Source organism: Solidesulfovibrio sp. C21 (assembly GCF_047785625.1).
Lineage (GTDB): Bacteria > Desulfobacterota > Desulfovibrionia > Desulfovibrionales > Desulfovibrionaceae > Solidesulfovibrio.
The window spans coordinates 68,850-79,763 of record NZ_JBLODY010000011.1; the positions used below are offsets into that span (position 1 = coordinate 68,850).

10 protein-coding genes are annotated in these 10,914 nt (G+C 65.3%); 6 read left to right on the top strand and 4 right to left on the bottom strand.

Annotated features, from left to right (window positions below; translation table 11 throughout):
- Positions 1–25 precede the first annotated feature (25 nt).
- The 3 genes from sat to ACMZ6R_RS05985 all read left to right on the top strand — a co-directional run bounded on the left by sat (position 26) and on the right by ACMZ6R_RS05985 (position 6,021).
- Positions 26–1,309, top strand: coding sequence for a sulfate adenylyltransferase (gene sat, locus ACMZ6R_RS05975; RefSeq protein WP_416109971.1), 1,284 nt, complete (start codon positions 26–28; stop codon positions 1,307–1,309).
- A gap of 483 nt (positions 1,310–1,792) precedes the next feature.
- Positions 1,793–2,608 (top strand): DUF4405 domain-containing protein, encoded by an 816-nt coding sequence (locus ACMZ6R_RS05980; protein ID WP_416109972.1) that lies wholly within the window; start codon positions 1,793–1,795, stop codon positions 2,606–2,608.
- A gap of 200 nt (positions 2,609–2,808) precedes the next feature.
- Positions 2,809–6,021 carry a UvrD-helicase domain-containing protein gene (locus ACMZ6R_RS05985; RefSeq protein ID WP_416109981.1) on the top strand — a complete coding sequence of 1,071 codons (3,213 nt, stop codon included), beginning with the start codon at positions 2,809–2,811 and terminating at the stop codon, positions 6,019–6,021.
- Here ACMZ6R_RS05985 and ACMZ6R_RS05990 read toward each other — a convergent pair.
- Complete coding sequence (locus ACMZ6R_RS05990) at positions 6,011–6,154, bottom strand: hypothetical protein (protein ID WP_416109973.1); 144 nt, start codon at positions 6,152–6,154, stop codon at positions 6,011–6,013. The two genes, ACMZ6R_RS05985 and ACMZ6R_RS05990, sit on opposite strands and share 11 nt — an antisense overlap.
- Positions 6,155–6,309: 155 nt before the next feature.
- On the opposite strand from ACMZ6R_RS05990, the gene cbiR reads away from it, so the two are divergent.
- The 3 genes from cbiR to ACMZ6R_RS06005 are packed head-to-tail and all read left to right on the top strand — an operon-like array spanning position 6,310 to position 8,614.
- Complete coding sequence (gene cbiR, locus ACMZ6R_RS05995) at positions 6,310–7,092, top strand: cobamide remodeling phosphodiesterase CbiR (protein ID WP_416109974.1); 783 nt, start codon at positions 6,310–6,312, stop codon at positions 7,090–7,092.
- Complete coding sequence (locus ACMZ6R_RS06000; protein WP_416109975.1) at positions 7,089–7,613, top strand: bifunctional adenosylcobinamide kinase/adenosylcobinamide-phosphate guanylyltransferase; 525 nt, start codon at positions 7,089–7,091, stop codon at positions 7,611–7,613. The genes cbiR and ACMZ6R_RS06000 overlap by 4 nt, the downstream gene beginning before the upstream one ends.
- Complete coding sequence (locus ACMZ6R_RS06005) at positions 7,610–8,614, top strand: DHH family phosphoesterase (RefSeq protein WP_416109976.1); 1,005 nt, start codon at positions 7,610–7,612, stop codon at positions 8,612–8,614. The genes ACMZ6R_RS06000 and ACMZ6R_RS06005 overlap by 4 nt, the downstream gene beginning before the upstream one ends.
- A 189-nt stretch (positions 8,615–8,803) precedes the next feature.
- Here ACMZ6R_RS06005 and ACMZ6R_RS06010 read toward each other — a convergent pair whose 3' ends face one another.
- The 3 genes from ACMZ6R_RS06010 to ACMZ6R_RS06020 form a co-directional block, all read right to left on the bottom strand.
- The gene (locus ACMZ6R_RS06010; protein ID WP_416109977.1) at positions 8,804–10,144 is read right to left on the bottom strand and encodes a protein kinase domain-containing protein; all 1,341 of its coding nucleotides are present in this window, start codon (positions 10,142–10,144) and stop codon (positions 8,804–8,806) included.
- A gap of 65 nt (positions 10,145–10,209) precedes the next feature.
- Complete coding sequence (locus tag ACMZ6R_RS06015; protein WP_416109978.1) at positions 10,210–10,524, bottom strand: type II toxin-antitoxin system RelE/ParE family toxin; 315 nt, start codon at positions 10,522–10,524, stop codon at positions 10,210–10,212.
- Positions 10,525–10,530: 6 nt separating this feature from the next.
- Positions 10,531–10,749 carry an addiction module protein gene (locus ACMZ6R_RS06020; RefSeq protein ID WP_416109979.1) on the bottom strand — a complete coding sequence of 73 codons (219 nt, stop codon included), beginning with the start codon at positions 10,747–10,749 and terminating at the stop codon, positions 10,531–10,533.
- Positions 10,750–10,914 lie beyond the last annotated feature (165 nt).

Here is a 10,914-nt window from a genome sequence, read left to right on the forward strand (position 1 = left end):
AAAATCATCGGTAAGGAGGCGCTACATGTCCAAATTGGTTCCGCCGCATGGAGGCAAAGGTCTGGTCATTCGCCTGCTCGAGGGCGCTGCGAAGGAAGCCGAACTCAAGAAGGCCGCCGGCCTGAAGAAGGTCGAGATCACCGGCCAGGAAAAGGGCGACCTGATCATGATCGGCATCGGCGGCTTTTCGCCCCTCGAAGGCTTCATGACCAAGGCCGATTGGAAGAGCGTCGTCGAGAAGATGACCCTGGCCGATGGCACCTTCTGGCCGGTTCCCGTCATGCTGGCGGTTACCAAGGAAGACGCCGCCGGGATCAAGGCGGGCGAGGAGATCACCCTCGAGCGCAATGGCGAAATCTACGCCACCATGAAGGTCACCGAAAAGTTCGAGATGACCGAAGCCGACAAGAAGTGGGAATCCGAGCTGGTCTACAAGGGCCACGGCGACGACTCCGCCGACGACAAGTTCTGGAAGGTCGCCCTTGAGGACCATCCCGGCGTCAAGATGGTCATGGCCCGCAAGGACGTCTGCCTGGCCGGTCCGGTCAACGTCCTGTCCGAGGGCGAGTACCCGACCAAGTACAAGGGCGTCTACCTGCGCCCGGCCGAGACCCGCGCCATCTTCGACGAGCGTGGTTGGGCCAACGTCGCCGCTCTGCAGCTGCGTAACCCCATGCACCGCTCGCACGAGTACCTGTGCAAGATCGCCATCGAAGTCTGCGACGGCGTCATCATCCACTCGCTGATCGGCAACCTGAAGCCCGGCGACATCCCGGCCGAAGTGCGCGTCGACTGCATCGACACCCTGGTCAAGCACTACTTCGTCGAGAAGAACGTGGTCCAGGGCGGCTATCCCCTCGACATGCGTTATGCCGGTCCCCGCGAAGGCCTGCTCCATGCCACCTTCCGCCAGAACTACGGCGTCAACAAGATGATCATCGGCCGTGACCACGCCGGCGTCGGCGACTTCTACGGCATGTTCGAGGCGCAGGAGATCTTCGACCGCATCCCCTACGTCAACGAGGCCTGCCCGGCTCCCGGCAAGGCCCTGCTGTGCCAGCCGCTGAAAATCGACTGGACCTTCTACTGCTACAAGTGCGACGGCATGGCTTCCCTGCGCACCTGCCCGCACACCAAGGAAGACCGCGTCATCCTGTCCGGCACCAAGCTGCGCAAGATGCTGTCCGAGGGCGGCGAGATTCCGGATCACTTCGGCCGCGAAGAGGTCCTGGTCAAGCTGCGCAAGTACTACGAAGGTCTCACCAACAAGGTCGAGATCAAGATGCACCACGCCGCCGAAGGCAACTAGGCAGCGACGCATCCCACGGATACTCGGGGGGACGCTTCGGCGTCCCCCCTTTTTTTTGCCCTCCGCCTCCGCCGGTCCGCATCCCGTCCTCTCACGCCTCTCGCGCCGTGTCCTCCGTCTGTCAAATTCCATAGCAATACACTCTGATATCCGTCTATTTTTCACACACGCCACTGTTTAAAATCAATACGCATTTTTATTGCCTGTATAAAAATATCCCGTCACCACGCGATATTTCCCTTGGCCCGGTTGTTGCTATTGCTCTCTTCGCAAAAAACAGCTTTACTTTTTGTGAATCCGAACGAGACAACAATCTTGTGCCGACAACAGAGGGGACATCGTCCAAACAGAAGTCCGAGTGGAACGTCTTCGCCGCAGGAGCGGCAGGACTGCACACGGAAAAAATAAAAAACGGCTCAGTGATTCCCCTTCCAGTGACTCTGCCCCAAAGCCACGACACCACGGAGGACACGGAGAACCATGATGCGCAAGATAACGTCCCTTGTCGCGTTGCTCGCATTTGCCCTCACCATCATCACCAGCCTCATTTTGTACATCGCCCCCCAGGGACGCGTCGCCTACTGGTCCGACTGGACACTTTTGGGCCTCGACAAGACGCAGTGGGGCAACCTGCACGTCAACCTGGGCACGCTCTTTCTCCTGGCCCTGGCGCTTCATGCCTATTACAATTGGAAGGCCATCGTGGCCTATCTGAGCCGGGCCAGGAAACTGGTGATCGCCACCCCGGCCTTTGTTGCGGCCTGCGGCATCGTGCTGCTGGTGGGGCTCGGCACCTATGCCGGGCTGCCGCCCTTCTCGACCTTCCTGGCCGGCAGCGACTATTTCAAGGAACGCGCGGCCCGGTTGTACGGCGAACCGCCCTACGGCCATGCCGAGCTTTCTCCCCTGGCCTCGCTCGCGCCCAAGCTCGGCCTGACGCCGGAGGTCATTGTAAAGGGCCTCAAAAAGGCCGGCTACGACGCGGCCGCGCCTGACGCCACCCTGCTGTCCCTGTCGCGGCGCTACGGCGTCTCGCCGCAAAAGCTCTACCAGGCCTTCGCGCCCGAAACGGGCCAGGAACTGCCGGAGCTGCCGCCGCCCGGCACTGGCAACCGCAGCCTGTCCGACCTGTGCCAGACCTACGGCCTCGACACGGCGCGCATCGTGGCCGGGCTTACGCAGCGCGGCATCGCGGCCACGCCCGAGGCCACCATCAGGACCATCGGCGAAAAAAACGGTCAGGGCCCCCTCGAAGTCTACGCCGCCATCCGGCAGGCCGCCGTCGCCGCCCGGCCGTAAATGCTCCCTACAGTCGCCAAGCGGGCCGGTACGCGCGGACGCGGCGCGTGTGCCGGCCCGTGACGTGTTCCGGGACCGCCGCCGCAGCCCCTCTTTCCTTTGTGTCCACGGCGCTGCAGCCATGCGGCATCGCGGCGTTGTGCCGCAGACGCCCCGCACGACGCTTGCCGCAGTTGGCCAATCCCTGTATGCCAAAGCCCATGGAGCAGTATCTCGCCGATTTGCATATCCATTCCCGCCATTCCAGAGCCACCAGCAAGGGGCTGACCCCATACAATCTGGCCGCCTGGGGCGAAATCAAGGGGCTCACCGTGGTGGCCACCGGGGACTTCACCCACCCGGGCTGGCTTAACGAGCTCAAGGAAGCCCTGACCCCGGACAAGAGCGGGCTCTTGCGCCTCAATGATCCCAAGGGCCTGGCCGGAGAAATACCCTGGCTGCCCGACGCGCATCCGGCCGGCCGGGTGCGCTTTTTGCTTTCGGCGGAAATAAGCTCCATCTACAAACGCGGCGACAAGGTCCGCAAGGTCCACAACCTCGTCTACATGCCCTCCTTCGAGGCGGCCGAAAAGCTCAACGTCAAGCTGGCCAAGGTCGGCAACCTGGCCTCCGACGGCCGGCCGATCCTGGGCCTCGACAGCCGCCATCTGCTGGAGATGACCCTCGAGACCGACCCGCTGGCCTTTCTCGTGCCGGCCCATATCTGGACGCCGTGGTTTTCGCTTTTCGGCTCCAAATCGGGCTTCGATTCGGTGGAGGAGTGTTACGGGTCCCTGGCCAGGGAAATCTTCGCCATGGAGACCGGGCTGTCCTCGGACCCGGAGATGAACTGGACGCTCTCCGCCCTGGACCGCTTCCGGCTGATCTCCAATTCCGACGCCCATTCCGGCGAAAAGCTCGGCCGCGAATGCAACATTTTTTCCGGCGATCCCTCTTTCGAGGGCATCTACCGGGCGCTGCGCGGCCAGGGTGTCGGGCCGAAATTTTGCGGCACCGTGGAATTTTTTCCGGAAGAGGGCAAATACCACCTCGACGGCCATAGGGAATGCGGCGTGGTCATGGAGCCGGCCGAAGCCAAGGCCCGCGGCGGGCTGTGCCCGGTGTGCGGCAAGCCCATGACCCTCGGCGTGCTGCACCGGGTGCTCGATCTGGCCGACCGCGCCGAGCCCGTGCGGCCGGAAGGCATGCCCGGGTTCACGTCCCTTATTCCCCTGGACGAGCTGGCCGGCGAGGTCATGGGCGTCGGTCCCAGGACGGCCAAGGCCCGGGGGCTGGTGGCCCGGATGCTGGCCCGCTTCGGCTCGGAACTGACCGTGCTGCGCGAGGCTCCGGCCGAGGAGATCGGCCGGGTGAGCACCGCCCTGGCCGAGGCCGTCAGCCGCATGCGCCGGGGCCGGGTCTTGCGCACGCCTGGGTTCGACGGCCAATACGGCCGCATCGCGGTATTTACCCCCGAGGAGCGCCGCGAGCTCAAGGTCGGCCGTTTTCTGGCCGTGCCGCCGACGCCGGCCAGGACCAAGGCCGCCCGCGAACCGGCAGCCGAGGACGATCCGCCTGCGGACCCGCCCCCCGCGCCGGAAGTCGCCGCAGCGCCGGCCCCGCCGAAGCCCTTTGACCGGGGCCTCAACCCCGCCCAGCGCGCGGCCGTGGAGTCCCAGGCCCGCCACCAGCTGGTGGTGGCCGGGCCGGGCACGGGCAAGACCCATACGCTTTTGGCCAAAATCCGGGCCCTGCTCGATGCCGGTGTGCCGCCAGGCGACATCCTGGCCGTGACCTTTACCCGCCGGGCGGCCGGGGAACTCCGGGAACGGCTGGCCCGCGACGCCGGCGTCGCGGAAGACGCCCCAGAGGACGCCTCGGGAAACGCCCCCACCCTGCCCCGGGCCGACACCCTGCATGCCCTGGGCCTGGCCGCCTGGACCGCCTCCGGCGGCCAGGAACCGGTGCTCCTCTCCGAAGAAGCCGCCAGACGCCTTTTCGCCACCGTCAACCCGGAACTTTCCGGGGCTAGGCTGCGGGCCGCCTGGCGCGAGCTGTCCCTGGCCCGGGAACGGCTCACGCCGCTCCCCCCGGCCGACACCGCCGGCCCGGGGCTCTATGCCGCCCGCTACGCCCGGCAGAAAGCCGACTGGAACCTGCTCGATTTCACCGATCTGCTGGAATTCTGGCTGGAAAAGCTTGTCGCCGGCAGTGAACAGCCGACCTGCGCCCATGTGCTGGTGGACGAGGTCCAGGACCTGACGCCGCTGCAACTGGCCGTGATCGCCGCCCTGGTCGGGCGCGACCGGGCCGCCCTTTTCGCCATCGGCGACCCGGACCAGTCCATTTACGGCTTCCGGGGCGCGGCCCCGGGGGTGCGGGCCGAGCTGCTCGCGGCCTGGCCGGATCTGGAAGTCGCCACCCTGGCCGAGAACTACCGCTCCACCCAGCCGGTCCTGAACCTGGCCGCCGGACTCTTTCCCGGGCGCGCGCCGCTTATCTCGCGCTTAAGCTCCGAAACACCCGTGGCCAGCGAAATCCAGTTGTTCGAGGCACCGACCGCCGCCGGCGAAGCCGGCTGGATGGGCGAACGCATCCAGGCGCTTTTAGGCGGCACCTCGCTGACCCTTGCCCGCGACCTGTCCGCCGACACCCTGGCCCCGGGCGATCTGGCTGTGCTGGTGCGTTTTTCCGGGCTCATCGGCCCCATCCGCAAAAGCCTCGAACGCTTCGGCATCCCCTGCGCCGCGCCCGAGGCAGACGCCTACTGGAACGAGCCCCGGGTGCGGCTGCTGCTGGCCGCGGCCGGACGCCTTCTGGGCCTGCCCGCGCCGGCGGACGTGGAAAAGCCGCCCACCCTGCCCGACCGGGTGCTGGCCAAGGGACCGCTTGGGCTGTCGGCCTACCTTGGCGACATCGCGCCTTTCGACCGTCTTTTCTGGCAGGGACCGGAATTTCGGGATCTGTGCCGGGGCTTCGACGCCCACGACGGCTGGGCCGGGCTGCTCAACCACGTGGCCACCCAGACCGAACTCGAGCTGGTGGGCAAGCGCGCCCAGAAAGTGCGCATCATGTCCCTGCACGCGGCCAAGGGGCTGGAATTCGCGGCCGTGTTTCTGCCGGCCCTGGAAGACGGCATCCTGCCCTTTGCCGGCTCGGATTTTTTGAGCGGCAAACCCGGGCATCTGGCCGGACAGATGGACGAGGAGGAAGAGCGGCGGCTTTTCTACGTCGGACTCACCCGGGCCAAAAGCCGGCTCTACCTGTCCCACGCCTTGCGTCGCGACCTCTTCGGCCGCAGGCTCATGCTCAAGCGGTCGCGGTTTTTGGAAAACCTTGATCTCGGCGGGGTGCGGCGCCGGGCGCTGCGGGCGCGCACGGTCAGCCAGGTCAAGCAGTTGGGCCTCTTCGACGCGGACGCGCCTACCAGATGAACCGCCACAGATAGCGTTCGTAGGCCCGGGACATCCGGTGGGCCGTCGGCGCCTTGACGCCAAGGTCCTGCAATCGGCAATACACGTGCAGCGGATTGAAAAAGTGCTGCATGAAATTACGAATCTGTCGCATGACACCATCACCTTGAAACACCGGCGGGATACATCCGCCATTGCAAACGCGGCCAACCGACTGGCCGCTCACATAACGACAACCGGCACTGCATACGCCCGAACTTCCGGGCGCTCAAGCTTTACCAACAATTTTTTATCGTCAATATTTTTAACATGATACAAGATCGCAACTGTCCTTCGGCCTGGCGGCTGGCGGCCCCGAGCTGCGTGTGGCCGGAAACCGCCAAGGTCAATTGCCGGCGTCTGGCCCGCACGGTGCCCGAAGTCGGCCTGTATTTGCTGGAACTCGACAGCTGTCTGGCCTACGGGCCGGACGACCTGCCCCAAAAGACCTACGGCCTGAACTACCATCTGCACCTCCCCTTCGACCTGCCCTGGGAACGCGGCGGCACGGGCGCGTTCACGGCCATGGAAGGGCTGCTTACAAAAACCGCCCATCTCTCGCCCTGGGCCATGGTGCTCCACCCGCCCCGAAGCCTGGCCGATCTGGAGGACTTTCTGGCCGCCATGGCGGCCACGGGCCGCGACCCCGCCACGGTGCTGCTGGAAAATACCGAGGACGCCTCGCCCGGGGCGGTGCTGGACATGGCCGTGGCCGCCGGCTGCGGCGTGTGCCTCGATCTCGGCCACATGCTGGCCCTGGGCCAGACGTTGCCGACCGAACGGGCCGAACTGGCCGAGCGTACGCGCATGCTCCACGTCTACTCGCCCTTCGGGGCCGAGGGGCCGCCCCCGGGCCGCAGCCATGCCCACCGCACCCTGACCTGCCTGTCCCCGGAGGGCCGCGACGTCCTTGTCTGGATGCTCGGCAACCTGCGCCCGCGCACGGTGGTGCTGGAAGTTTTCGCCCCGTTCCATCTGGTGGAGAGCATGGCCGTGCTGGGTGCCCTGGCCTGCGGCAAAACGCCCGATGCCGCCCGCAGGGACAAGGCGTGATCCGGCTCCTGCTCGGCGGCGTCAAATCCGGCAAATCGGCCCTCGGCGACCGGCTGCTTCTTGCCGCCGCGCCGCCCCACCGGGTGGTGGCCACCGGCCGGGCCCTGGATTTCGATTTCCGGGAGCGCATCGCCGCCCATAAAAAAGCCCGACCGGCCTCCGTCGCCGTCATCGAGGCCGCCGATGGCGCCATGGACGTGCTGGCCCACGAGGCGACGCGCGGCGGCGCCGTGCTTTTGGACAGCCTGGACTTTTGGTTGTTCGCCTGCCATGACACAACTGTCATGCAACCGCTGCACGCGGCCCTTAGCCTCGGTATGACGCCCTACGCCGACCCCGCCGGGCCGGAACTGATCGTGGTGAGCACCGAAACCGGACTGGGCGGCATTGCCGCCGACGCCGCAACGCGCCGTTTCGCGGACGCCCTCGGAACGCTCAATCAGGCCGTGGCCGCCATGGCCTCCGACGTGCGCCTTATCGTGGCCGGCTGCGCCATAATGCTCAAGGGAAATGCCGCATGAGCTATTTTCGTAAATTGACCAACGAGGTGACGCGGCTGACGCAGATGTTCGGGCGCGACGATAAGTGGCTCATCGTCATCAATGCCGATCCCGACGCCATGGCCTCGGCCCTGGCCCTGCGGCGCATCATGGTCCACCGGGTGGCCGACGTCGGCATCGCCCGGGTCAACGAGATCAAGCGCCCGGACAACCTGGCCATGATGCGCTTTCTGCGCATCCCCAACGTCATGCTCACCCCGGAGGTCAAAGCGCAATACGACCATTTCGCCATGGTCGACTCCCAGCCCGCCCACCACCCGGATTTCAAGATCTGCGACTTCAGCCTCATCATCGACCATCATCCGATCAAGTCCGAATTCCCGATCAAGGCCGCCTTCGCCGACATCCGACCCGATTACGGCGCGACCAGCAGCATCATGACCGAGTATCTCTACAATATGCATATCCGGCCGGGAAAACTGCTGGCCACGGCCCTGGTCTACGGCATCAAGACCGACACCCAGAGCTTCGAGCGCCATTTCATTGAAGCCGACGTCAAGGCCTTCAGCTATCTGGCCAAAAGCGCGGACATGCAGGTCGTGCGCAAGATCATCTCCAGCGAGTACCACCGCCACTGGCTCAAGTATTTTTCCAAGGCCTTCCGCAAAATGCGCTTTATCGGCCAACGCGGTCTGTTCGTGTACATGGACAGCCTGGAGAGCCCGGACATCCTGGTCATGCTGGCGGACTTCTTCGCCCGGGTGCACGGGTTGTCCTGGAACATGCTGTGCGGGGTGATCAAAAAGCAGGTGGTGGTGATCTTCCGGGGCGACGGCATCGGGCGCAACATGGGACACGTGGCGTCCAAGATGTTCGGCGACATCGGCTCGGCCGGCGGGCACAGAGGCGCGGCCCGGGCCGAAATCGAGCTGGAAAAACTCGGCGGCAAACCCGTGGAGGAATTCCTCTACAAACGCCTGACCGGAAAAAAACTCCCGACCAAGGAAAAATGCCCGATATGAAAGAGCCGGGGGAAACCCTTTCTGAAGAAAGGGTTTCCCCCGGACCCCCATCCCAAAGACTTTCAATAGTTGCAAATAATTACCATCACTCCATCCGTAACCGTCAGAAGTTTTTGGGAGGGGAGAGCGCGAGAGGGGAACCCTTTTTCCAAAAAGGGTTCCCCTCTCGCACTTTCTTCACTCTCCCCCTCACCGCACAGCGCGGACCGATATGGGGCAGCAGAAATCCGCCCGGGTCACGTAGCCGAGTTCCACGTCCGCCGCGTAGGCGCTGGCGTAGTTGGCCCGGTCCGCGCTCCACACCCGGCGCACCGGCTGGCTGAAGGCCGTCGGCAGGCAGTAGCCCTCGCCCGTGGGTTCGGGGCGCAACAGTGTCATCAGTTCCGGCACGGTGGGCAGTCGCCAGTCGGCATGGCCGCCGGCGCGGACGGCGTTAAGCCGGTCCACGTAGGTTGCCGCCTCCTGCCAGGTGAGCCCGTAAGGCGCGGCCCGGCGCATCCAGGCCAGACCGCTTGCCGGGTCGCGCAGTGCGCCTTCCCCGTCCGGCTCGAAATTCCCCGGCCACCAGCTTCGCGGCCGCCACAGCACGTCCAGCCCGAAGGCCTCCCGCGCCTCGTGCGCCGACACCAGGGCCGGTTCGTGGCGCAGAGATGCGGCGTCCGGATGGTTGTCCGACGCGGCCCAAAGCGCCCCGCCTCCGGCGCACACCCCCTCCATGCGCCGCGACCAGCCCGCCGCGCAGGCTTCAAGCGCCTCGGCCATCTCGGCGGCATCGGCAAAGCGGTCCCGGGGGCGTTTAGCCAGGGACCGGGCGAAAAGCCCGTCGAACTCGTCCCCGGCGTCGACTTCCCCATCCGCCACGCCGCCGGTTCCGGGCTCGGGCAGCCGGCCGGTCAGCATCCGAAAAAACGTCACCCCCACGGCATAGAGATCGGACCTGACGTCCGCCGCATCGGGGTCGTCCTCCTGCTCCGGCGCGGCGTAATAGGGCGAGCCGACCTTCATGTTGTCCGGGCCGCGAAACGTCTCGCCGCGCACCTTGGACAAACCCAGGTCCGTGATCTTCACCACGTCGTCGTCGGTGACGAGCAGGTTGAAAGGCTTGACGTCGCGGTGGACGATGCCGGCGAAATGGAGCCTGGCCAAGCCCGTAAGAAGCTGTCTGGCGTAGCCCACGGCCCGCAGGACCGGAAGCCTTCGGCTCGGGTCCTCCACCCGGTAGGTCTCGCCCATGATCGCGCCCAAGGACTCGCCGTAATACTCCATGACGAAATAGGGCCACTCCCCGGCCTGTCCGTAATCGAACACGCCGACCACGTTCTTGTGGCGGATCGAGCCCAGGCGCGCGGCCTCGTCGCGGAAGGTCGTCAGCACCCGCTCGCGGCCCCACAAAGCCAGGGTCATCTCGTTGGGGCGCAGGAGCTTTAAGGCCACGATGCGGTCCACGACCGGCACCCGGGCCCGGAACACCGCGCCCATGCCGCCGCGCCCCAGGACGCCGAGAATGGAATATTTGTCGATGCTGCGCATAAAGAAAGAATGCCTCCGGCGGCCCGGGGGAAACTTTTTGAAAAAAGTTTCCCCCGGGACCCCTTTCAAAAACTTTCAACGGGGGATGGGGGGGTACGGACCTTCCAATGGTCGGGATGCCGGCGCAGGTGCATGACCGCAACGACAAGGATGCAGGCCGCGCGCTTCTGGTAGATGACGCCATAGGGGAAACGGGCGACGCGGCAGCGACGGGTTCTTGCGGACAGAGCCTGCCATGCGTCAGGGTTGGCCAGAATACGGGCCAACGTCTCTTTTACGGCAGCGGCGAATTCGAACCCCAGCCCCGGGCATTCGTCATTGTAATAGGCAACGGCCGCTTCAAGCTCCCGGGCGGCCGGATCAAGAAAAAGCGCCCTCATGCCGCGCTAACGGGAAAGGTCCTCAAAGACATCCCGCGCGCTTCGGGCGCGCACCTGGCCGGCCTCGTAGGCGTCGATCCTGGATTCGGCCTCGCGCCCCCAGGCCGCATCGATGGCCTGCGCGCCGTCGGCGTCGAAACTCGCCAGCGCGGCATCGATCAACTCCGCCCGCGACACGGGATCGAGTTCAAGCACCTGCTGTAAAAGTTGCGTTTGCGCCTTCATGGAGCCTCCTCCTTTCCTCACCTAATCGTCCGTTCCCCCCTTGGCAACCCGAGACCCGGGGGAAACTTTTTGAAAAAAGTTTCCCCCGGGACCCCCTTCAAAAACTTTCAACGGACTCCACAGGGTACATGTGGTTCCTCCCGTTTTCCCTTTATTGCCGGGCGA